At 73.3% G+C, this 22,524-nt stretch carries 20 protein-coding genes; 11 read left to right on the top strand and 9 right to left on the bottom strand.

The genetic code is table 11. From position 1 onward, the window contains the following. Positions 1–75 precede the first annotated feature (75 nt). The gene (locus tag HD595_RS27870; protein WP_175602173.1) at positions 76–222 is read left to right on the top strand and encodes a hypothetical protein; all 147 of its coding nucleotides are present in this window, start codon (positions 76–78) and stop codon (positions 220–222) included. Positions 223–233: 11 nt separating this feature from the next. On the opposite strand, the gene HD595_RS27865 is transcribed toward HD595_RS27870, so the two are convergent. Continuing rightward, positions 234–701 carry a ribose-5-phosphate isomerase gene (locus tag HD595_RS27865; RefSeq protein WP_253774040.1) on the bottom strand — a complete coding sequence of 156 codons (468 nt, stop codon included), beginning with the start codon at positions 699–701 and terminating at the stop codon, positions 234–236. Between the two features lie 105 nt (positions 702–806). Here HD595_RS27865 and def point away from each other — a divergent pair, with 105 nt between their 5' ends. Next, positions 807–1,292 carry a peptide deformylase gene (def, locus tag HD595_RS27860; protein ID WP_253774038.1) on the top strand — a complete coding sequence of 162 codons (486 nt, stop codon included), beginning with the start codon at positions 807–809 and terminating at the stop codon, positions 1,290–1,292. Between the two features lie 9 nt (positions 1,293–1,301). Next, positions 1,302–2,030, top strand: a complete 729-nt coding sequence (locus HD595_RS27855; RefSeq protein ID WP_253774036.1) for an SDR family oxidoreductase — start codon at positions 1,302–1,304, stop codon at positions 2,028–2,030. A gap of 95 nt (positions 2,031–2,125) precedes the next feature. Here HD595_RS27855 and HD595_RS27850 read toward each other — a convergent pair whose 3' ends face one another. Together HD595_RS27850 and HD595_RS27845 are read right to left on the bottom strand one after the other, a co-directional pair. Further along, positions 2,126–3,529 (bottom strand): aldehyde dehydrogenase family protein, encoded by a 1,404-nt coding sequence (locus HD595_RS27850; RefSeq protein WP_253774034.1) that lies wholly within the window; start codon positions 3,527–3,529, stop codon positions 2,126–2,128. Positions 3,530–3,683: 154 nt separating this feature from the next. Then, positions 3,684–4,304, bottom strand: coding sequence for a DsbA family protein (locus HD595_RS27845; RefSeq protein WP_253774031.1), 621 nt, complete (start codon positions 4,302–4,304; stop codon positions 3,684–3,686). A gap of 87 nt (positions 4,305–4,391) precedes the next feature. On the opposite strand from HD595_RS27845, the gene pepN reads away from it, so the two are divergent. The 3 genes from pepN (at position 4,392) to HD595_RS27830 (ending at position 9,590) form a co-directional block, all read left to right on the top strand. Continuing rightward, a complete protein-coding gene (gene pepN / locus HD595_RS27840; RefSeq protein WP_253774029.1) occupies positions 4,392–6,956 on the top strand; it encodes an aminopeptidase N in 2,565 nt (854 codons plus the stop codon). 148 nt (positions 6,957–7,104) lie between these two features. Then, entirely contained in the window at positions 7,105–8,388 is a 1,284-nt protein-coding gene (locus HD595_RS27835) for a serine/threonine-protein kinase (RefSeq protein ID WP_253774027.1), read from the top strand. A gap of 236 nt (positions 8,389–8,624) precedes the next feature. Beyond that, positions 8,625–9,590: a hypothetical protein gene (locus tag HD595_RS27830; RefSeq protein ID WP_253774025.1), complete on the top strand. Its 966-nt coding sequence runs from the start codon at positions 8,625–8,627 to the stop codon at positions 9,588–9,590. A gap of 82 nt (positions 9,591–9,672) precedes the next feature. Here HD595_RS27830 and HD595_RS27825 read toward each other — a convergent pair whose 3' ends face one another. The 3 genes from HD595_RS27825 to HD595_RS27815 all read right to left on the bottom strand — a co-directional run bounded on the left by HD595_RS27825 (position 9,673) and on the right by HD595_RS27815 (position 11,862). Continuing rightward, a complete protein-coding gene (locus HD595_RS27825) occupies positions 9,673–10,035 on the bottom strand; it encodes a TPM domain-containing protein (RefSeq protein ID WP_253774023.1) in 363 nt (120 codons plus the stop codon). Positions 10,036–10,112: 77 nt separating this feature from the next. After that, positions 10,113–10,403 carry a hypothetical protein gene (locus HD595_RS27820; protein ID WP_253774021.1) on the bottom strand — a complete coding sequence of 97 codons (291 nt, stop codon included), beginning with the start codon at positions 10,401–10,403 and terminating at the stop codon, positions 10,113–10,115. Positions 10,404–10,455: 52 nt separating this feature from the next. Continuing rightward, positions 10,456–11,862 (bottom strand): amidase, encoded by a 1,407-nt coding sequence (locus HD595_RS27815; RefSeq protein ID WP_253774019.1) that lies wholly within the window; start codon positions 11,860–11,862, stop codon positions 10,456–10,458. Between the two features lie 139 nt (positions 11,863–12,001). On the opposite strand from HD595_RS27815, the gene HD595_RS27810 reads away from it, so the two are divergent. Then, the gene (locus tag HD595_RS27810) at positions 12,002–12,847 is read left to right on the top strand and encodes a nuclease-related domain-containing protein (RefSeq protein ID WP_253774017.1); all 846 of its coding nucleotides are present in this window, start codon (positions 12,002–12,004) and stop codon (positions 12,845–12,847) included. 13 nt (positions 12,848–12,860) lie between these two features. Here the strand turns inward: HD595_RS27810 and HD595_RS27805 are convergent, their stop codons facing one another. Genes HD595_RS27805 through HD595_RS27795 form a run of 3 tightly spaced genes read right to left on the bottom strand, consistent with a single transcriptional unit; the run spans position 12,861 to position 16,044 of the window. Continuing rightward, positions 12,861–13,427, bottom strand: a complete 567-nt coding sequence (locus HD595_RS27805; RefSeq protein ID WP_253774015.1) for a TetR/AcrR family transcriptional regulator — start codon at positions 13,425–13,427, stop codon at positions 12,861–12,863. Next, a complete protein-coding gene (locus HD595_RS27800) occupies positions 13,424–15,490 on the bottom strand; it encodes a YhgE/Pip domain-containing protein (RefSeq protein WP_253774013.1) in 2,067 nt (688 codons plus the stop codon). The genes HD595_RS27805 and HD595_RS27800 overlap by 4 nt, the downstream gene beginning before the upstream one ends. Next, positions 15,490–16,044: an ATP-binding cassette domain-containing protein gene (locus HD595_RS27795; protein ID WP_253774011.1), complete on the bottom strand. Its 555-nt coding sequence runs from the start codon at positions 16,042–16,044 to the stop codon at positions 15,490–15,492. Before HD595_RS27795 ends, HD595_RS27800 begins: the two co-directional genes overlap by 1 nt. A gap of 201 nt (positions 16,045–16,245) precedes the next feature. On the opposite strand from HD595_RS27795, the gene ilvD reads away from it, so the two are divergent. The 4 genes from ilvD (at position 16,246) to HD595_RS27775 (ending at position 22,401) form a co-directional block, all read left to right on the top strand. After that, entirely contained in the window at positions 16,246–18,084 is a 1,839-nt protein-coding gene (gene ilvD / locus HD595_RS27790) for a dihydroxy-acid dehydratase (protein ID WP_253774009.1), read from the top strand. 127 nt (positions 18,085–18,211) lie between these two features. Beyond that, positions 18,212–18,706, top strand: coding sequence for a helix-turn-helix transcriptional regulator (locus HD595_RS27785; protein WP_253774007.1), 495 nt, complete (start codon positions 18,212–18,214; stop codon positions 18,704–18,706). Positions 18,707–18,799: 93 nt separating this feature from the next. Then, entirely contained in the window at positions 18,800–20,824 is a 2,025-nt protein-coding gene (locus HD595_RS27780) for a hydantoinase/oxoprolinase family protein (RefSeq protein WP_253774005.1), read from the top strand. Next, positions 20,821–22,401 carry a hydantoinase B/oxoprolinase family protein gene (locus HD595_RS27775; protein ID WP_253774003.1) on the top strand — a complete coding sequence of 527 codons (1,581 nt, stop codon included), beginning with the start codon at positions 20,821–20,823 and terminating at the stop codon, positions 22,399–22,401. Before HD595_RS27780 ends, HD595_RS27775 begins: the two co-directional genes overlap by 4 nt. The last annotated feature ends 123 nt before the right edge of the window (positions 22,402–22,524 follow it).

Here is a 22,524-nt window from a genome sequence, read left to right as displayed (position 1 = left end):
CAGCCCACTTGACCAACGCCTTGATCATCATCCAGGGGTTATTGGGTGACACCCCCCTGACGTAGTCTCGGCGGTATGGCACTGCAGAGCTTGCAGATCACGGCGGTCACCGCGATGCGGGCCCGCGACGTGTCACGGCCGTCGAAGGAGCAGCAGGAGGCCGCCGACCGGCGGCCCCTGCGTGACGAGATGCCGAGGCGCGAGCCCCGGCGCCGGACCTAGCGACAGGAGCCCTACGGCAGCGAGGGGAGCTGGCCGATCGTCTCGTAGCTCTCGACCTGGGCGATGCGGCGGCTGTGCCGCTCGGCCCCGGAGAACGGCGTGGTCAGGAACACCTCGACGAACCTGGTCGCCTCCTCGGTGGAGTGCATGCGGGCGCCGACGCTGACCACGTTGGCGTCGTTGTGCTCGCGGGCGAGCCTGGCCGTCTCCTCGCTCCAGGCGAGCGCCGCGCGGATGCCGCGCACCTTGTTGGCGGCGATCTGCTCGCCGTTGCCGGATCCGCCGATCACGATGCCCAGGCTCGCCGGGTCGCCCGCCACTCCCTCGGCCGCCCGCAGGCAGAACGCCGGGTAGTCGTCCTCGGCGTCGTAGACGAAGGGACCGCAGTCGGTCACCTCGTGGCCGTGGTCCTTCAGCCACGACACGAGATGGTTCTTGAGCTCATAGCCGGCATGGTCGGCACCGATGTAGACGCGCACGCGACCAGTCTTCCACAGGCCGCCGCGAGGAGATGTGGGTGGCGCGGCCACTCGCTACAGTAAGGACTGCCAACCATGACCGCCCCTTACGGAAGTTGAGCGTCCATGCGTGAGATCCGCGCGATCGGCGATCCGGTCCTGCGTACGCCCGCCGAGCCCGTCGAGGGCTTCGACAAGGAGCTGCGCCGCCTGATCGACGAGATGTTCCAGGCGATGTACGCGGTGGACGGCGTCGGCCTGGCCGGCCCGCAGATCGGCGTGTCGCGGCGGCTGTTCGTCTACGACATCAGCGGCCGCAAGGGTCACGTGATCAACCCCGTGCTGACCGTGGACGACTCCGAGGAGATCCTCGACCAGGAGGGCTGCCTGTCGGTGCCCGACCGGCGCAGCGGCAAGCCGATCTACGCGCCGGTCGCCCGGGCCGCCGGGGTCACGGTCGAGGGGCTCGACCGGCTCGGCCGCCCGGTGCGGGTCAAGGCCCGGGGCTCGCTGGCCCGCTGCTTCCAGCACGAGACCGACCACCTCGACGGCAGGCTGTACGTCGACCGGCTGCCCCGGGACGAAGCCCGCAAGATCATGCTGAAGGCATAGATTGGCGGCATGAGCCAGCTTTCCGGAAAAGGCGCACTGGTCACGGGCGGGTCCCGGGGCATCGGCAGGGCGATCGTCGAGCGGCTGCGCGCCGACGGCGCCGAGGTGGTCTTCAGCTATCACAGCAACGCGGAGGCGGCGGCGCTGGTCGCCGAGCGGACCGGGGCGCACGCCGTCCAGGCCGACCAGGGCAGCCGCGACGACCTGGAGAGGCTGTTCGCCGAGGCGGAGAAGCTGCTGCCCGGCGTGGACGTCGTCGTCAACAACGCGGCCGAGACCGGCCAGGGGCTGATCGCGGAGGTGACGGACGAGACGTACGAGCGGGTGTTCGCCGTCAACACCCGCGCCACGTTCCTGGCCGTCCAGTGGGCCGCCCGCGTCATGCGCGACGGCGGCCGGATCATCAACATCTCCACCCTCAACACCGCGATGGCCGCGCCGGGCGTCGGCCTGTACGCGGCCAGCAAGGCGGCGGTCGAGCAGTTCGCCAAGGTGGCGGCACGCGAGCTGGGCCCGCGCGGCATCACGGCCAACACCGTCTCGCCCGGCGCCACGGACACGGACCTGCTGCGGGCCGGCAACGCGCCGGAGGCGCTGTCGCGGGCGACGACGCTCACGGCCCTGGGCCGGCTGGGCCGTCCGGACGACATCGCCTCGGTGGTCGCGTTCCTGGCGGGGCCGGACGGTGGCTGGATCACCGGGCAGAACCTCCTGGCCACCGGCGGCCTGATGCTCTGACCCGCGCGGGCGGGCCAGAGCCCCGGGCGGGCCAGAGCCGCAGGCGTCGGAGCGGCGGGCGCGTCAGAGCCGCAGGCGGGTCAGAGCCGCAGGCGTCAGAGCTGCAGGCTCTTGAGCTCGAAGTACTCCGCGAGTCCGGCCTCGCCCAGCTCACGGCCGAGGCCGGACTGCTTGTAGCCGCCGAACGGGGCCGAGGGGTTGAACCGGCCGCCGTTGACCGTGACCTGCCCCGTGCGCAGGCGGCGGGCCACGGCGACGGCGCGCTCCTCCGTGCCCGCCCACACCGCGCCCGACAGGCCGTAGCGGGTGCCGTCGGCGATGCGGACGGCCTGGTCCTCGGTGGTGTACGGGATGATGGACAGCACCGGGCCGAAGATCTCCTCCTGCTCGATGGCCATGCCCGGCTCGACCCCGGCGAAGACGGTCGGCTCGACGTAGTAGCCGCGGGGCAGGGGCCGCTCGGTGCCGCCCGCGACCAGCCGGGCGCCCTCCTCCTGGCCGCGGTTGATGTAGCGGACGACGCGGTCGCGCTGGACGGCCGAGACGAGCGGGCCGAGGCGCGTGGCGTCGTCGAAGGGGTCGCCGACCGTGTACGTGCGGGCCTCCTCGACGGCCAGCCCGACCGCCTCGTCGTACTGGTCGCGGTGGACGATCATGCGGGTCCAGGCGGTGCAGGTCTGGCCGGAGTTGATGAAGCAGTTGGCCACGCCCGCGGTGACGGCCTTGGTCAGGTCGGCGTCGGGCAGGATGATGTTGGCCGACTTGCCGCCCAGCTCCAGCGCGACGCGCTTGACGCCCTCGGCGGCGAGGGCGGCGACCCGGCGGCCCGCGGCGGTCGAGCCGGTGAACGAGACCATGTCCACCTCGGGATGCGCCGCCAGGGCCTCACCCACGACCTGGCCGCGCCCGCTCACCAGATTGAACACCCCGGGCGGCAGGCCGACCTCGTCGAGGATCTCGGCCAGCGCGTACGCGGCCAGCGGCGCCACCTCGCTCGGCTTGAGCACGACCGTGCAGCCCGCCGCGAGCGCCGGGGCGACCTTGCAGATGACCTGGTGCAGCGGATAGTTCCACGGGGTGATCGCGGCGACGACCCCGACCGGCTCTCTGAGCACCAGGGAGTTGCCGACGCGCGACTCGCGCGGGTGGCTCGCGGCCATCCGGGCGTAGGAGGCGAGCACCCCGGCGGGCATCAGCGTCTGCACCTTGAGCGCGAAGCGCAGCGGGGCGCCCATGTCGGTCGCGATGGTCTCCGCGACGTCCGCGGAGCGCCGTTCGAGCAGTTCGGCCGCGGCGGCGAGGACCTTGGCGCGGTCCTCGGGGCCGGCGGCCGACCATGCGGGGAAGGCCCCGCGCGCCGCCCTGACGGCGGCCTCGACGTCGGCGGGCGCGCCCGCGGGCACCCGGTCGATGATCTCCTCCGTGGCGGGGTTGACGACGTCGATCGCCTCGCCCGAGACCGACGCGGTCCAGGCGCCGCCGATGTAAAGCTTGCGCATGGCCCCATGGTCGCGCGCCCGCACGGCCATGGCGAGGCCGCGCGGATGAAAGCAGCCCGTCAGAAGCGTACGAACTTGTGCCCGGGAGGTAAGAAAACCGCCCCGGGCACCCCTTGACGACCTGACCGGAATTGACTCGGGCCGGTGGAGGGACTCAGTCGAAGCGCGGCGAACGCGTCCGCGTGCGCTTGAGTTCGAAGAAGTCCTCGAACGCGGTCACCAGGAGCACGCCGTCCCACAGCCGGCCCGCCTCCTCGCCGCGCGGGATCCGGGTGATGACGGGGCCGAAGAAGGCGTTGGAGCCGACGCGGATGATCGGGGTGCCGACGTCGTCGCCGACCAGGCCGATGCCCTCGTCGTGCGAGGCGGCGATGGCCTCGTCGTACTCCTCGGACTCCATGGCGGAGACCAGCTCGGGGTCGAGGCCGGCGGCCACCAGCGACTCCTCGGCGATCGCACGGTAGGGGTCGGGCTGCTTCGAGCGGCCCTCGTTGTGCAGCCGGGTGCCCATCTCGGTGTAGAGCGTGCCGGTCACGTGGTCGCCGTACTTCTGCTGGGCGGCGGCGATCACGCGGACGAGCCCCATGGCGCGGACCGAGCGGTCCTTGTAGTCCTGGGGGACGTCCTTGTCCTGGTTGAGCAGCTTCAGGCTCATGAGACGCCAGCGCGGCTCGATCGAGCGGACGTTCTCGACCTCGATCAGCCAGCGGGACGTGGCCCACGCGAACGGACAGGAGGGATCGAACCACAGATCGACAGGAGTCCTGGTAGTCATGTGGGGCCATAACCTGGGTGCGTCGGCGCCTATTCCAACGTGACAGGATACCGACAACCCCGACGGAGTGGTGAAAAGGAGTACAACTTGGCAGGCAACCTGACTCGGGACGAGGCTCGCGAGCGCGCCCGGCTGCTGAATGTCGAGTCATACGAGGTCGCCCTCGACCTGACCGAGGGGGACGAGCGGTTCGAGAGCATCACCACCGTCCGTTTCACCGGCACGCAACCCGGCGCCTCCACCTTCATCGACCTGCACGGCGCCCGGGTCCGCCGCGTCACCCTCAACGGCGAGGACCTCGACGTCTCGGCCTACGACGCCGAGAAGGGCCGCTTCCCGCTGCCCGCCCTGGCCGCCTCCAACGAGCTGCGCGTCGACGCCGACTGCGCCTACATGCGCACCGGCGAGGGGCTGCACCGCTTCGTCGACCCGGTCGACCAGAAGGTCTACCTGCACAGCCAGTTCGAGACCGCCGACGCGCATCGCATGTACGCGTGCTTCGACCAGCCCGACCTCAAGGCCACCTTCCAGCTCACCGTGCTGGCCCCGGCCGACTGGGAGGTCGTCTCCAACGCCGCCGCCGCCGGCGTGGAGGAGCTGGCGGAGGAGCACGGCTCGGTGCAGGCCGCCAAGCGGTGGGAGTTCCCGCCCACGCCGGTCATGTCCACGTACATCACCGCGCTCGTGGCCGGCCCGTACCACAAGGTGACCTCCGAGCACGACGGCATCCCGCTCGGCGTCTACTGCCGCGCCTCGCTCGCCGAGCACCTCGACGCCGACAACATCCTGGAGGTCACCCGGCAGGGCTTCGACTTCTTCCACAAGGTGTTCGGCTTCCGGTACCCGTTCGGCAAGTACGACCAGCTCTTCGTGCCGGAGTTCAACGCCGGCGCGATGGAGAACGCCGGATGCGTCACCTTCCTCGAGGACTACGTCTTCCGCTCCCGGGTCACCGACGCGGTGGTCGAGCGGCGCGCCGAGACGATCCTGCACGAGATGGCGCACATGTGGTTCGGCGACCTCGTCACCATGCGCTGGTGGGACGACCTGTGGCTGAACGAGTCGTTCGCCACGTACATGTCGGTGCTCGCGCAGGCCGAGGCGACCCGCTGGGGCAAGGGCGCGTGGACGACGTTCGCGAACGTGGAGAAGTCCTGGGCCTACCGCCAGGACCAGCTCCCGTCCACCCACCCCATCTCCGCCGACATCCCCGACATGCAGGCGGTCGAGGTCAACTTCGACGGCATCACGTACGCCAAGGGCGCCTCGGTGCTCAAGCAGCTCGTCGCCTACGTCGGGCTGGACAACTTCCTGGCCGGCGTGCGTGACTACTTCAACGAGCACGCCTGGGGCAACACCGAGCTGAAGGACCTGCTCAACGCCCTGGAGCGGACCTCCGGCCGCGACCTGTCGTCCTGGTCGAAGGAGTGGCTGGAGACGGCGTGGGTCAACACCCTGCGCCCCTCCTTCACGCTCACCGAGGACGGCCGCTACGACAGCTTCGAGGTGCTCCAGGAGGCCCCGGCCGACTACCCGACGCTGCGCTCGCACCGCGTCGCGATCGGCCTGTACAAGCGGGACGGCGACGCGCTCACCCGGGTCAAGCGGGTCGAGCTCGACGTCGTGGGCGCCCGCACGGCCGTCCCCGACCTGGTCGGCGAGGAGCAGCCCGACCTGGTGCTCATCAACGACGACGACCTGACGTACGCCAAGATCCGCCTGGACGAGCGGTCGCTGCGCACGCTGGTCGACGGCGGCATCGCCCGGTTCACCGAGTCGCTGCCGCGCGCGCTGTGCTGGTCGGCGGCGTGGGACATGACGCGCGACGGCGAGATGTCCACCCGCGACTACGTGCGGCTCGTGGTGTCGGGCGTGGGCACGGTCAAGGACATCACGGTCCTGCAGGCCGTGCTGCGGCAGGCGCGGCTGGCCGTGCAGCAGTACGCCGACCCGGCCTGGCGGGCCGAGGGCCTGGCCCTGCTCGCCACCGAGCTGCGCGCGCTGCTGGAGGGCGCCGAGCCCGGCTCGGACCAGCAGCTCGCGTTCCTGCAGGCGTTCGCGCCGGTGGCCACCTCCGAGAGCGACCTCGCGCTGGTCGGCGGCATCCTGGACGGCTCTGCGGTGCCCGAGGGCGTGACCGTCGACACCGACCTGCGCTGGACCCTCGTCCACGCGCTGGTGTCGGGCGGCGTGCTGGGCGAGGCCGACATCGAGGCCGAGCTGCGCCGCGACCCGACGGCCACCGGCGAGCGCTCGGCGGCGATGTGCCGGGCCGCCGTGCCGACGGCCGAGGCGAAGGCGGCCGCGTGGGAGCGGATCGTGGGCGGCAAGCTGGCCAACCACATCGCCCGCACCACGATCAACGGCTTCCAGGACGCCAACCACGTGGAGCTGCTGGAGGCGTACCGCGGCAAGTACTTCGCGGAGGTCGGGCGGATCTACAAGGAGTGGACCTTCGACCAGGCGTCGACGTTCGCGGTGGGGTGCTTCCCGGCGCTGCTCATCGAGCAGGAGACGGTGGAGGCGGCCGAGCGCTACCTCGCCGAGCACCAGCCGCCGCAGGCGCTGCGCCGCCTGATCCTGGAGGGCGCCGACGGCGTGAGCCGCGCCCTCCGCAACCGGGCCAAGGACGCGGAGTCCGCGGCCCAGTGATCGAGACGGGTCGTCAGGTTCCTGACGTCCCGGCTGCCGGAGGGGCCCCGGCGCGTTCGCGCACCGGGGCCCCTCGGCTTTCCCGGGGCCGGTTCTCCGTCGGGGATTCCGGCCAGGTCATCGGCCTGCCGGTGTTAGCCTCGATGGCGTGCTCGGCTCCGGGACCACGCTCAACGACCGCTACGTGCTGGCCGACCGCGTCGGCGGTGGCGGCATGGGCGAGGTCTGGCGTGCCGCCGACACGGTTCTCGGCCGCACCGTCGCCGTCAAGGTGATGATGCCCGCGCTGGCCGAGAACCCGGCGTTCGCCCGCCGGTTCCAGAACGAGGCGCGCGCCATGGCCACGCTGCGGCATCCGGGCGTGGTCGACGTCTACGACTACGGCACGTGCGAGGTCGCCGGGCGGCGGGTCAGCTTCCTGGTGATGGAGTTCGTCGAGGGCGAGTCGCTCGACCGGATCCTGCGCGCGAGGGCGCTCTCCGCGGCCGAGACGATGCGGCTCGTCGCCGAGGTGGCCGACGCCCTGGCCGCGGCCCACGAGCAGGGCATCGTCCACCGCGACGTGAAGCCGGCCAACCTCATGGTCAGGCCCGACGGGCGGGTCGCGCTGACCGACTTCGGCATCGCGCACTCCGTCTCGGCCGGGCAGCTCACCGCCACCGGCGCGATGCTGTGCTCGGCCGGCTACTGCGCTCCCGAGCTGGCCACCGCGAGCGAGGTCACGCCCGCGGTCGACGTCTACGCGCTGGGCGTGGTGGCGTACGAGTGCCTGACCGGGCGCCTGCCGTACGAGGGCGACACGCCCGTGCAGATCATCTACAAGCACCTTCACGCGCCCGTCCCGGCGCTGCCGCCGGAGGTGCCCGCGGGGCCGCGCCAGGTGGTGCAGCGGGCGCTGGCGAAGGCGCCCGACATGCGCTGGCCGTCGGCCGCCGAGCTGGCCGCCGCGGCGCGCCGCGCGCTGGCCGAGCCGGGCTCGCGGCCCTCGTCGCGGCGCCGTCGCGGGCTGCTGAGCGCGCTGGCGTCGGTGGCGGCGGCCGTCACGGTCACCGTGGCCGTCGCCGGGTCCGTCTGGACGCGTCAGGAGAGCGCCGCCGACCCGGGCACCGTCCTGCCTGCGCCCGCCACGCACGCCCGTACGACGAGCGCGGCCGAGCCGCCCGCGCCCCGCCGCCGCTCGGCGCCCCCGGCCAAGACGACCACCGTTCCGCGGCCGAGCGGCACGCGCGCCTCCGTCACGCCCACGGTGTCGCCGACGGCGGCCACGCCCACGGCGAGTCCCACCACGACGGCTCCCACGGCCACGCCCACCACGCGCGACCCGGAGCCCACGGCGGAGCCGACGACGCCCGGCCCGCAGGAGCCGACCCCGGAGCCGACGCAGACCCGCGAGCCGGGCGACATCCAGTGCGTCCGCTCCCCCTGCCCCTGACCCCGCGCCTCCCTCTGCCTGTGAGCTCCCGCACCTTCCTGCTCCCTGCCCGTGAGCTCCCTTCCCCCTGCCCGTGGGCTGCGTCCCGGCCGGGCGCCGGTGCGACTGACGCGGGGTGTGCGCGCCCGGCCGGCGCCGGCGGGCGTCCGGGCATCAGCCGGGTGGCGTGGCAAGACGTTCGTGGTGGTGACGTCCGCTTTGCCGGGGAACGGTCCGGCGCGTGAGAGGGTGATCGGGTGAAGTCCACGCACGATCTGCTCGTCACCCTGGCCCGCCGTCACGCGTTCGCCGATCTCGCCGCGCTCGCTCCGTCGGCCGAGGTGGCGGACGTGTGCGAGTTCGGGCACCGGCTGCTCTCCCTCGACGCCGAGGACTTCGCGGCCGAGGCGCGGTCGGTGCCGGCGGAGCTGCGGCGGCGGGCGCGGGCGTGCCACATGCCGCAGACCCCGCGCGAGCAGCCGCGGGGCGCGCTGGAGTCGCTGCGTCCCGCGTACGGGCTGCTGCTGGAGGTCATCGCCGTGCGCTGGCAGCGCCGCGAGCTGAGCCCGATGATCGCCGCCGTGCACATCGCCAGCGAGTACCTCCCGCTGCTGGCCTTCGAGCCCCACCTCGGCCACGCGGGCGACCCGGCGCGCTGGCCCGACGGGCTGAGCGCCCCGGGCAGCCGCTTCGGCGTGATCGGCGACCGCGACTGCGACCACACCAAGTCCGAGCAGTCGGCCACCAACCGGACCCTGCGGGTCTCGGTCGAGCCCGCCGAGGGCTGGCGCGCGTACTTCGACCGGCAGCACAGCCAGGTGGCCGGCGCGCTGGCCGTGTGCGTGGCCACGTGCCGCAACCCGTGCACGGCCATGCACTGGATCCCGCCGGAGCCGCGCGCGAACCTGTCCGTGCGGGCGCGCACCGCGCTGGCGTTCGCCGACACCCCGCTGGTACGGCTGCGCCACGCGGCCCCGGTCGGCCACGGGTTCGGCGTGCCGTCGCCCGAGGAGGTGCTGGAGGCGTGGGAGCGCAGCCGTGCGGCCCTGGACAAGAACGCGATCGGCGCGGCGGCCTCGAAGGACGACGGGTTCCCGCTGCCCGGGCTGCCGTCGCTGTTCGCGGCCGTGGCGGAGGCGCCCATCGAGCCCGCGACGCTGCTGGCCGGGGTCAGCGAGCACGTCGTCGCCCTGCTCGACCGCATCCCCACGGACGCCGTCTGAAGCCGGTGCACCCGGCCCCTGCCCCACGACGCCGTCCCGCCCGGCTCCGGCCTCCGACGCCCTCGGAAGCTGGAACAGCCGGCTAGCCGCGCGTCGCGGCCTGCTCCCCCAGCGTGGCGATCCCGTACAGCAGGCCGCCCACGAGGTCGCCCGCGCCGAACGCGGTGGCCATCGACATGGCGGTCAGCCGGCAGGCGCCGTCGGGCAGCCGCCGCCGGGCGCGTTCACCCGTGACGATCTCCAGCGCCCGGCCGGTGACGTCCACGAGGACGACGACCGCGTCGGGGGTCTCCTCGCCGAGGGCGGCGTGCAGGCGTTCGGCGAAGTGCCGCCGCCCGCCCGCGGGCGGGCCGAGGAAGAGGCCGAAGCGCAGCCCGCTGCGCCGCTCGGCGGCGCGCAGGGCCTGCCTGACGTCGTCGGCCTGGGCCGTGCTGAGCCCGCGCATCGCGTCACCACCCCACCCTCGCCGTCACCCCCGGCATCCCGTCACCCGGAGCATCACCGTCACGCCGAACATCGCCGTCACCACCCCGCGGAGGCGCCGCCGGTGCGCCGGCCCGGTTCGGCGGTCCCGGCCGCGGCGGCCCAGTCGGTCCCGGTGCCGGGCGCCCAGGCGGGTGTCCGGTCGGCGAGCACCAGGCCGGAGGTGCTCACGCCGTGCTCGCCGCGCCCCGGGCCGCCGAGCCACACGGGCCCCGGCTCCTCCCGGCGCGGCGCGCCACGCGCCGCCGCCATCACGATCAGGCTGATCAGGACGAACAGCCCCAGCGACACCCCGAGGAGTGCGCCCATGCTTCCCAGCGCGCTGTTCACCCCTCGAACGTAGACCGGCTTCCCGGCCCCGGCCAGACCTCTCCCGGGCCGCCTACCAGAGGGCCGGGCGGCGCTCGCCCCAGAAGCCGCCGCGCGTCGCCTCGACCTGGGCCGACAGCGAGATCAGCGTGTCCTCACCGCCGACCCGCCCGGCCAGCATGACGCCGATGGGCAGCCCGCCGTCCGTCCAGTGCAGGGGCAGGTTGACCGCCGGCTGCCCGGTGACGTTGTAGAGGGCGGGGAAGGCCGCGAACCGGGTCATCCGCTCGAACGTCTCCTCGGGCCCGTCCACGTCCTCGAACCAGCCCACCGGCCGGGGCGGCTGGGTGACGGTCGGGGTGAGGATCGCGTCGTAGCCGGCCGTGGCGGCCAGGGCCGCGCGGGTGGCGAGCTGGAGCGCCGCCTGCGCCTGGAGGAAGGCGGGCGCGGGGGTGGCGAAGCCGCGCTCGCGCAGCCAGGCGGTGAGCGGCCGCAGCATCCCGGTCATGTCGTCGGCGACCGGGTGCATGCAGGCGAAGGAGCACCACAGGGTGACGAAGTGCGGCACCAGGTCGGGCCCGTACGACGGGACGATGTCGACGATCTCGTGGCCCAGCGCCGCGAGCGTGGCGCTCGCCTCCTCGTACGCGGCGAGCACCGCGGGCTCCACGACGGCGCCGGGCACGACGGGGTCGGCGTGACGGGCGATGCGCAGGCGGCCCGGCTCGCGGCGGGCGGCCTCCAGGAACGTGCCCTCGTGCGGCGGCGCGAGGTAGTGGTCGCCGGGGGTGTTGTGCGTCATGACGTCGAGCAGCGCGGCGGCGTCGGCGACGGTCCTGGCGATGGGCCCGTTCGTGGACAGGCCGGCGAGGTCGGGGATGATCGGCGCGAAGCTGATGCGCCCGCGCGTCGGCTTGATGCCGTACAGGCCGCAGACGGAGGCGGGGATGCGGATGCTGCCGGCGCCGTCGCTGCCCTGCGCGGCGGGCGCGAGTCCGGCCGCCACGGCGGCCGCCGCGCCGCCGCTCGACCCGCCGGCGGAGGTGGCGGGGTCCCACGGCGAGCGCGCGGGCGGCGAGACGGCGGTCTCGGTGTAGCACGGCAGCCCGAACTCGGGGGTGGCGGTCTTGCCCAGCATGACCGTCCCGGCGTCGCGCAGCCGCTCGACGACCGTGTCGTCCACGGGCGAGACGAACTCCCGGTACGTCGCCGAGCCGAACATGATCGGCACGTCCTTGACCAGGTTGAGGTCCTTGACCGGGATCGGCACCCCGGCGAGCGGCCCCTCGGGCAGCTCCTTCTCCAGGAGACGCGCCTGTTCGAGGGCCCGGTCGGCGGTCACGGTCACGTAGGCGCCCACGCGCGGGTCGATCCGCTCGATCCGGTCGAGGTAGTGGCGGGTGAGCTCGACCGGTGAGACGACCCGGTCGCGGACGGCCCGCGCCTGCTCCAGTGCGGATAGCTCGTGAAGGTCTCGCACGTTACGCACACTAGGGATCTGCGGCGAAGAACGTAATAGATACCCGGAAATCCGGCGTAGGACACGGTGACCTGAGCCATAAAACTATGGACGGGCCAACACTAGGAATGGACGATCGCCACCGGCTACGGTGAGTCGCGTGGACTCCGACCACCAGCGTGATGACGGTCACAGCACGTCGCCCATCTGGGTGAGCGACCGACCCGACACCGACACAGACGCCGAGCCGGCCGGTGCCGCGCGGACCGGCGCCGACCAGACGGACACCGCGTCCGTGCCGGTCGTGCGCGTGTCCGTGCGCAGCCTGATCGAGCAGCCCCGCTACCGCAACCTGCGCAACCGCGCGCTGCTGACGGTGGCCGTGGCGCTGGTCGCGGGCTTCCTGCTGAACGACTGGCGGCTGGGCGTCACGGCGGGCATCCTCGCGGCCATCGCCGACGCGGTCTACCGGGCCCGGTCCCACTCGACCGTGCCGGCCTGGCGGCGCGCCTCCGTCGCCGAGCGGCGCACCGAGGCCCAGCTGCGCAAGCTGGAGCGCAACGGCTACCGCACCCTGCACGCGCGGGCGATCCCCGACACCGAGGCGCAGATCGACCACCTCGTCGTCGGGCCGACCGGCGTGTACGCGGTCGACTCCGAGAAGTGGGACAAGCAGCTGCCCGTCCGCGTGCAGATGGGCAAGAAGCTCTTCCACGGCCCGTTCGACAAGAAGGCCCGTCTCGCCGAGGCGAAGATGGAGGCGTCGGCGGCCAGCGAGCTGATCAGCAAGGCGTACGGCCGCGAGGTGCAGGTCGTGCCCTCGCTGGCCATCTACGGCCCGGCCGTACCCTGGAAGATCATGACGATCCGCGGGGTGGACGTCTACGAGGGCGGGCGCGCCCGCAAGTGGATCACCAAGCGCGAGCGGGCGCTGACCGACGAGGAGATCCAGCGCCTGTACGAGATCGCCGCCGAGGTGCTGCCGGCCCGCTACGGCGAGGACTGACCGCCCCGGGGAGTCACCTGATCCGGCCGTGCAGCAGCTCCACCAGCGTGGCGTGGGTGCGCTCCACGGGCCGGTCGGGGTAGAGCGCGCGCCGTTCGATGGAGACCGTGAGCACCATGCCGAACACGGCGGTGGCCGCGGTCTCCACGTCGAGGTCGGCCCTGACCTCCCCGGCCTGCACGGCCCGGCGCAGCACGCCCGCGTAGACGCCGAGCGCCTGGTCGCGAAGCTGCGCCACGGCCTGCTGCCAGGCGGTCCGCCACATTTCGGCCAGCAGCACCCGCGCGAGCGGGCCGTGCTCCTCGAAGAAGCGGAGCTGGCCGAGGACGACGGAGTCGAGCGCCTCCAGGGCGCTCGCGCCGGTGTCGGCGGCGGCCAGGGCGTCGGCCAGCCGTCCGATCGAGTGCTCCAGCAGCGCGCCGAACAGCGCCTCCTTGCTGCCGAAGTTGTAGAAGACGGTGCCCTTGGCGACCCCGGCCCGCTCGGCGATGGCCTCGACCGTCGTGGCGGTGTAGCCCTGCTCGGCGATCAGGTCGACGGCCGCCGCGAACACCTTCGACCGGGTGTCCTGCCGGCTCACAGCGACAGCTCCGGGTGCAGCCGCTTGAGCGTCCAGGTGCGGCCCCGCTCGACGGCGAGCGTGGTGAGGGCGAGCCCGAGCACGAGGAAGGCGGTGAGCACGCCGCACGCCTGCCAGACCACGGTCGGGTCGCCGCCGCTGATCAGCCGGCGCAACGCCGCCACGACCCAGCTCATCGGCAGCCACGGCGAGATGGTCTGGAAGAAGCCGGGCGAGGTCTCGATCGGGTACGTGCCGGCCGCGGAGGTGAGCTGGAGCATGAGCAGCGCCAGCGCGACGACCCGGCCGGGCGGGCCGATCAGCGCGTTGACCGCCTGCACCACCGCGAGGAAGGCCGCGGCGGCCAGCAGGAGCAGGCCGATCACGCCGGCCCAGTTGGCCGCCTGCAGGCCGAGGCCGAACCGCAGCACGGCCGCCAGCACGCCGACCTGCGCCGCGCCGAGCGCGAGTGCCGGCAGCCAGCCGGACAGCGCGATCCGCACCGCGCCCGTCGTGCCGGCCAGCCGCCGCTGGTTGAGGGGCTTGAGCACCATGTACGCGATCATCGCACCCACCCAGAGCGCCAGGGGCAGGAAGAACGGGGCGAAGCCGGTGCCGTAGTTGGGCACCTCGTTGTCCACGTCCTTGTCCAGGCGCACGGGGTCGCTCATCATGTCGGCGCGGGCGTCGCGCTCCTGGGCGTCGTAGTCGGGGATCTTCTTGGCGCCGTCGCCGAGGCCGCTGGCGAGGTCCTTGGAGCCCTCGGCCAGCTTCGACAGGCCCTTGTCGACCCGGCCGGCGCCGTCGTGCAGCCGGTCCACGCCGTTGGTGAGCCGGTCGGCGCCGTCGCCGAGCCGGGTCAGGCCGCCGCCGAGCTGCGTGAGGCCGTTCGTGACCTGGGCCGAGCCGGAGCGCAGCCGGGTGGCGCCCTGGTACAGCTTGTCGGCGCCCTGACCGGCCTTGCCGACGCTGCTGTCGATCTTGGCGGCTCCGGCGGCGAGCTTGGCGAGGCCGGCGTCGAGCTGGTCGACCTGCTTCCTGACCTGGCTCACGCGGGGGCCGAGCTGCGGGGCGACCTGGGCGATCTTGCGGGCGGTGGCGGCCAGCTCGCGGGCGGCGGAGCTCAGCTCGGCCGCCTCCGGATCCTGGAGCTTGTCGGCCTGGTCGGCGACCCGCTCGGCGGCGCGGGCCACCTCGGGGCCGTACTGGTTGAGGAGGGGGACGTACCTGTCGGCGAGCTGGTCGACCGTGCGGGTCTGGGCGTGGACCTTGCCGGCCGCCTCGCGGGCGCCCCGCCGCAGCGGGGCGGTGCCCTGGGCGCGCAGCTTGGTCAGGCCGCCGCGCAGCGCGCCGATGCCGCGCTGGGCCTGGGTGATGCCGTCGGTGATCTTGGCGGAGCCGTCGCGCAGGCGGGCGGTGGCGCTCCCGGCGGTGTCGAGGCCGGTGGAGAGCTGGCGGGCGCCGCTCTCGGCGGTGCCGAGGCCGGAGTTGAGCTTGGAGACGCCGTCGCCGGCCTTGACCGTGCCGTCGTGCAGCTTGCCGGCGCCGTCGGCGGCCTCGGTGGTCTTGTCGTGGATGTCGCCGATGGAGATGAACACCCGGTCGAAGTAGTCGTGCACGGCGGTGCGCTCGGCGGCGGCCCGCACCTCGTTGAACACCGCGTCGGAGATGCTGCCGATGATGTAGCTGCGGCCGGTGTCGACGCGGACGCCGAGCTGGGCGGGCGCGGGCGTGGTGGCGTCGTCCGACGGCGAGGCCAGCCGGGAGCTGAAGTCGGCGGGGATGGTGAGCGACAGGTAGTAGCTGCCGTCCCTGACGCCGTCGGCCGCCTGCTGGGGCGTCGCCTCGTGCCAGTTGAAGACGTGCCGCTCGCGCAGCTCGTCGGCGAGGTCCTGGCCGGCGTGCAGGTTCGTGTTCCCGGCCATGGCGGGCCGGTCCTCCATGACCAGCGCGACGGGCACGCGGTCCAGGTTGCCCTGCGGGTCCCAGAACGACCACAGGTACAGGCCCGCGTACAGCAGCGGCAGCACGACGACCGCCGCCAGCGCCATCCGGGGCAGCCGCGAGCGCAGCATTCCTCTCATCACAGCTCCACGAGGTGGTCGTAGCGGGCGGGCGGGGTCACGCACGAGGCGACCACGGCGCGGTCGAGCCCGGCGAGCAGGGTCCAGAGCGCCTCCTGCCGGTCGGGCGGCAGGCCGGCGTCCACGTTGTCGGCGACGATGACCTTGGGGTCGTCGATCAGGGCGAGGGCGACGCCGAGCCGCACCTGCCCCTCCCGGTCGAGCTCGCGGACGAGCGTCCGCTCGCCCGCGTCCAGGCCGGCCTGCTTGAGCAGCTTCGGGTACGGGCCGCGCCCGCGTTCGCGCAGGTGCTCCCCCACCGTCAGCGACCGGTCGAGGTCGGTCACGCCGTCCAGGAGGGCCAGGGCGGCCACCTTGCGGATGGCGCGAGGTTTGACGTGCCCGGCCACGGCAAGAGTGCCCGCCGTGGGCTTCATCCGCCCGGCCAGCGTGAGGAGCAGGCTGGTGCGGCCGCTGCCGGCGGGACCGGCTACGGCGGTGAGGGTGCCGGCCCCGGCCTCGAAGGAGACGCCGGCGTACACCCCCTCCACGGACAGGCCCTTGGCGACGATCACGACGGTTCCTCCCCCTTTGAACTGACCGGTCAGTACAAAGAATACCTTACGCCGATTTTTGACTGTTTTGGGGGGTGGGTGGTGGCGCGTCGGCCGCGTCCCAGGAGGCGGGAGGGAAATGTCCGAGTGCTGGACGCGCTGTCTCAACAGCCGGGCGATGGCCGTACGATGTGAGGATCGGAAAGCGATGGGAGAAGCACAATGCCCGCCCTCAGGTCACGAACGGTCACCCACGGCAGGAACATGGTCGGCGCGCGGGCCCTGCTCCGCGCCACCGGTGTAGCCGGGGGTGACTTCGGCAAGCCCATCATCGCCGTGGCCAACAGCTTCACCCAGTTCGTGCCCGGTCACGTGCACCTGCGCGAGGTCGGCGACGTGGTCTCGGCGGCGATCCGCGAGGCCGGGGCGATCCCGCGCGAGTTCAACACGATCGCCGTCGACGACGGCATCGCCATGGGCCACGGCGGCATGCTCTACTCCCTGCCCTCGCGCGAGCTGATCGCCGACGCGGTCGAGTACATGGTCAACGCCCACTGCGCCGACGCGCTCATCTGCGTCTCCAACTGCGACAAGATCACGCCCGGCATGCTGCTGGCCGCGTTCCGGCTCAACATCCCGACGATCTTCGTCTCCGGCGGCCCGATGGAGGCCGGCAAGGCGCCCGGCCGCAAGCTCGACCTGATCGACCCCATGATCGCCTCGGCCGACGACTCCGTCTCCGACGCCGAGCTGCTGGAGATGGAGGAGCAGGCCTGCCCGACGTGCGGCTCGTGCTCCGGCATGTTCACCGCCAACTCGATGAACTGCCTGGCCGAGGCCATCGGCCTGGCGCTGCCCGGCAACGGCACGATCCTGGCCACCCACCGGGCCCGCAAGAAGCTGTTCGAGGACGCCGGCCGGCAGCTCGTCGAGATCACCCGGCGCTACTACGAGGACGACGACGCGTCGGTGCTGCCGCGCTCGATCGCCACGCGCGAGGCGTTCGAGAACGCGATGGCGCTCGACGTGGCCATGGGCGGCTCGACCAACACGATCCTGCACATCCTGGCCGCGGCCCGCGAGGCCCGCGTCGACTTCGGCCTCAAGGAGATCAACGAGATCTCGCTGCGCGTGCCGTGCCTGTGCAAGGTGGCGCCCGCGACGAACAAGTACCACGTCGAGGACGTCCACCGCGCCGGCGGCATCCCCGCCATCCTGGGCGAGCTCGACCGCGCCGGGCTGCTCCACCGCGACGTGCCCACGGTCAACGGGCTCAGCCTGGGCGAGGTGCTCTCCCGCTGGGACCCGCAGTCGCCCGAGGTGCTGCCCGAGGCCGTCGAGCTGTGGCACGCCGCGCCGGGCAACGTCCGCACCATCAAGCCGTACTCCCAGGACAACCGCTGGGACTCCCTCGACCTCGACCGCGCCGAGGGCTGCGTGCGCGACCTTGAGCACGCCTACAGCGCCGACGGCGGCCTGGCCGTGCTCTACGGCAACATCGCCCGCGACGGCGCCGTGGTCAAGACGGCCGGGGTCGACGAGTCGATCTGGCGCTTCAGCGGGCCGGCCGTCGTGTTCGAGTCGCAGGAGGAGGCCGTCGAGGGCATCCTCGGCGGGCGGGTGAGCGAGGGCGACGTGGTGGTCATCCGCTACGAGGGCCCGAAGGGCGGCCCGGGCATGCAGGAGATGCTCTACCCGACCTCGTTCCTCAAGGGCAGGGGGCTGGGCAAGGCGTGCGCGCTCGTGACCGACGGGCGCTTCTCCGGCGGCACGTCCGGCCTGTCGATCGGCCACGCCTCCCCGGAGGCCGCCGAGGGCGGCACGATCGCGCTGGTCGAGGACGGCGACGTCATCGACATCGACATCCCGGCGCGCACGATGGAGCTGCGGGTGCCGGAGGCCGAGCTGGCGGCGCGGCGCGAGAAGCTGCTGGCCGACCTCGGCGGCTACCGCCCGCGCGAGCGCAACCGGCCGGTCAGCGTGGCGCTCCAGGCCTACGCGGCGATGACCACGTCCGCCTCGACCGGCGCCTCGCGCGACCTCACCCAGCTCTCCCGCTGACCGCCGCCTCTCCGCCGCCCGGCGCCCCCTTGGCAGGGTGCCGGGCGCGGCTGTCCCCGGGGTCAGTGTCCCCTTCCTTGCGTACACGCTTTCGAAAATTGTCGGTGGCGCTCTCTATCGTGGGGGTATGGCTAGAGTCGTGAAGCCCACCACCCGCCCGCTGACGACCGCCGAGATCGCCGCCCTCGCCCTCTCCCTGGCCCACCTCGGCACGGGCCCCCAGGCCGTCACCGCCAGGCGCGGCCTGCAGCACGCTCTCGAGCACCTGGAGCTCGACGACGACGTCATCGCCACCACGCTGACCACGCTCACCGACCCGCTGCCCGTGGAGGTCGCCTCCCGGGCCCGGCTCATCGCCGACGCCATCACCAGCCGCATGATGATCCGCCTGCACTACACCGACGCCGGGGGCCACGTCACGGTCCGCGACGTCGAGCCGGTGACGTGCCTGGTCCACCGCGAATACTGGTATCTCGTCGGGGTGTGCCGGATGCGCCGGGCCATCCGGGCGTTCCGGTTCGACCGTATCCTCGCGGTCGAGCCGACGCTGACCCCGTCGCGTCCGCACCTGGCCGACCGTTTCCTGCCGTTCCAGCGCCGCAAGCGCGCCAGGGCGGCGTAACCCTCGTCGCGTCGGGCGCGGCGCACCGCGGGCCGCGCCCGGCCGGGCACACCGCACATGCCGGCGCGGCGCCGAACGCATACCGTTCACGGCATGAGCTATCGCGTCGCCATGGACATCGGAGGCACCTTCACCGACGTCGTCCGCTACGACGAGACGACCGGGTCCGTCGTGGCGTCGAAGGCGTCCACCACGCCCCACGACCTGGCCGAGGGCGTGTTCGCCGCCCTCGGCCGGGTCGTCGACGACCCCTCGCGGATCTCGTACTTCGTGCACGGCACCACCCAGGGGCTCAACGCCCTGCTGGAGCGCAAGGGCGCGCGGGTGCTGCTGCTGGCCGGCACGGGAGCCGGCGACGTCTACCGGATCGCCCGCGGCAACCGGGACCGGATGTTCGACCTGCGTTACCGCAAACCCGTCCCGCTGGTCCCCGGCGAGGACGTGGCCGAGGTGGACGGCCGGCTCGACTGGCGCGGCGAGGAGCTCGTCCCGCTGGACGAGGACGGCGTGCGGCGGGCGGCCCGCCGGGTGCGCGAGGAGGGGTTCGACGCGGTCGCCGTGTGCCTGCTGTTCTCCTACGCCGACCCGCGCCACGAGGTGCGCGCCGGGGAGATCCTGCGGGAGGAGCTGGGGGAGGACGTCCTCGTCGTGCTGTCGCACGAGGTGGCCCGCGAGTGGCGCGAGTACGAGCGCACCTCCTCGGCCGTGCTGGAGGCGTACACCGGGCCCGTCGTCCGCCGCTACCTGGCGGAGATCGAGCGGCGGTTCGCCGAGCGCGGCCTGGGCGTGCCCGTCCACGTCATGCAGTCGTCCGGCGGGCTGGTCAACGCCGCCTACGCCAGGCGCAGGCCGTTGCAGACGCTGCTGTCCGGGCCGGTGGGCGGCACCATGGGCGGCGTCGCCGCGGCCCGGCTGCTCGGCCGCCGCAACGCGATCTGCGTGGACATGGGCGGCACGTCGTTCGACGTGTCGCTGGTCGTGGACGGCCGGCCCGACGTCAGCGCCGAGGCGCGCATCGAGGGCCATCCCGTGCTGATGCCCATCGTCAACCTGCACACGATCGGCGCGGGCGGCGGCTCCATCGCGTACGCGGAGGCGGGCGCGCTGCGGGTCGGGCCCGAGTCGGCCGGCGCCGTTCCCGGCCCCGCCTGCTACGGCCGGGGCGGCACGCGGCCCACGGTCACCGACGCGAACGTGGTGCTGGGCCGGGTGGACCCCGAGTGGTTCGCGGGCGGCCTCATGAACCTCGACGTGGAGGCGGCCGGCGCCGCCGTCGCCACGCTCGCCGAGGAGCTGTCCCTCGACCCGCTCGGCCTGGCCGAGGGCATCTGCGCCGTGGCCAACGCCAAGATGGCCCAGGCCATCCGCACGCTCACGGTGGAGCACGGGGTGGAGCCGCGGGAGTTCTCGCTGGTGGCCTTCGGCGGGGCGGGTGCCATGCACGCCGTGTTCATCGCCCGCGAGCTGGGCATCTCGGAGGTCGTCGTCCCGCGCTTCCCCGGCGCGTTCTCCGCCTGGGGCATGCTGGAGGCCGAGGTGCGGCGGGACCTGACGCACCCCTACTTCCGGCCGCAGGACGTCCTCGACGGGGCGGACATGGCCGGTCGTCTGGCCGACCTGGAGGCGGAGGTCCTGGAGGCGCTGGCCGAGCAGGGCGTGCCGGCGGAGCGGCGCCGGGTCGAGCACGCCGTGGACATGCGTTACGAGGGCCAGGACTACACGCTGACCATCCCGCTGCGCGAGGCCGGCGAACCGGCCGGGCCGGGGTTCCTCGCGGAGATCGCGGCCCGCTTCGCCGAGGCCCACACCAGCCGCTACGGCCACGCCACGCCCGAGGCCCCGGTGGAGTTCGTCATGCTGCGCAGCACCGGGCTCGGCTCCTTCCCCCGGGCCGCGGCCGGCGCCCCGGACGTCACCGGGGAGGCGGCGGCGGCCGTACGGGATGTGGTGTTCGACGGCGCCGTGCACCGCACGCCGGTGCTGCGCCGCGCGCACCTCGACGGAGAGCTGGCCGGGCCGGCCATCGTGGTGGAGGAGACCGCGACGACGGTCGTCCCGCCCGGGTGCCTGGCCACGGTCGACGACAACGGCTTCCTCATCGTGAAGGTGGACCAGTGATCGACCCCGTGACCACGGAGATCATCCGCTGCGCGCTCGTCCAGGCGGCGGAGGACATGAACACCACGCTCATCCGCAGCTCCTACACCCCCGTCATCTACGAGGCCAAGGACTGCGCGGTCGCGCTGCTCGACCGCGACCACAACGTGCTCGGGCAGTCGTCCGGCCTGCCGATCTTCCTGGGCAACCTGGAGGTGTGCACCCGCGAGACCGAGCGCCGCCACGGGCCGCAGGTGTGGCGCGAGGGCGACGTGTGGGCGCTGAACGACTCCTACATCGGCGGCACGCACCTCAACGACGTCACCGTGTACGGGCCGATCTTCGTGGGCGGCGAGCTGGCCGGGTTCGCGGCGTCGCGGGCGCACTGGCTGGACGTCGGCTCCAAGGACCCCGGCGGCTCCATGGACTCCACCTCCATCTTCCAGGAGGGGCTGCGGCTCGGCCCGGTCAAGGTGTACGAGGGCGGGCGGCCCTGCGTGGACCTGCACGAGGTGATCGGCGCCAACGTCCGCTTCCCGCACGCCACGCTCGGCGACCTGCGCGCCCAGGTGAGCTGCGTCCTCATGGGGCAGCGGCGGCTGAGCGAGATCGTCACCCGGTGGGGCCTCGACACGGTCATGGCCGCCCGCGACGAGATCTTCGCCCAGACCGAGCGCATGGAGCGGGCCGCGATCGCCGCCATCCCCGACGGCGTGTACCGGGCCGGCGGCCACCTCGACAACGACGGCATCGACCTCGCGACGCCCCTCCCGGTGAACGTCGCGATCACGGTGTCGGGCGAGTCGATGCGCGTGGACCTGACCGACTGCGCCGACCAGGCGCTCGGCCCGGTCAACTGCGGCGCCGCCCAGGCGGTGGCCGCCGTGCGGGTGGGCTACAAGCTGCTCGTGTCGGGCGACGTGCCGCTCAACGGCGGCTCCTTCCGGCCGCTGACGGTGGAGACGCGGCCCGGCTCCATGCTGGCCGCCCGCTCCCCCGCCGCCTGCCAGTACTACTACTCGCACCTCGGCCTGCTCATCGACCTCGTGGTCAAGGCGCTGGCGCCGGTGATGCCGGAGCGGGCCGCCGCGGCGTCGTACGGCGACTCCATGATCGTCCAGTTCACGGGCACCGACCCGCGTACCGGCAAGCTGTACGTCTCGCAGGAGGCCACGGTCGGCGGCTGGGGCGCCTGGGAGGGCGGCGACGGCGAGACCTGCCTGATCAACAACGTCAACGGCTCGCTGCGCGACATGCCGATCGAGGTGCTGGAGACGCTGTTCCCCGTCCGGGTCACCCGCTACGAGGTGCGACCCGGCAGCGGCGGCGCGGGCCGGTGGCGGGGCGGTGACGGCGTGGTGCGCGAGTACGAGTTCTGCGGCGACACCTCGCTGTCGCTGTGGTTCGAGCGGTCGGTCACCCCGGCGTGGGGGCTGGCGGGCGGCGAGGCGGGCGCCCCGCCGCGCGTCACGCTCAACCCGGGCGGGGCGGACGAGCGCCGGATGCTCAAGGTGAACGCGCTGCCGGTGACGGCGGGGGACGTGCTGCGCTGCGAGTCGGGAGGCGGCGGCGGGTACGGCCGCCCGGCGACCGCGTAACCCCGCGGGCCGTCGCCGCAAGAGGGCGCGCGCCTGGAGCCCGAGCGACAGCCCGGCGCGCGCCCGGGTCAAGACCAGCGGGCCCGGGTCAAGACCAGCGGGCCCGGGTCAGGACCAGCGGGC

Origin of the sequence: Nonomuraea roseoviolacea subsp. carminata (assembly GCF_024172185.1) — a bacterium.
Lineage (GTDB): Bacteria > Actinomycetota > Actinomycetes > Streptosporangiales > Streptosporangiaceae > Nonomuraea > Nonomuraea roseoviolacea.
Note: the sequence above shows the minus strand (reverse complement) of the source record. Positions and strands in the feature narration are given on the sequence as shown.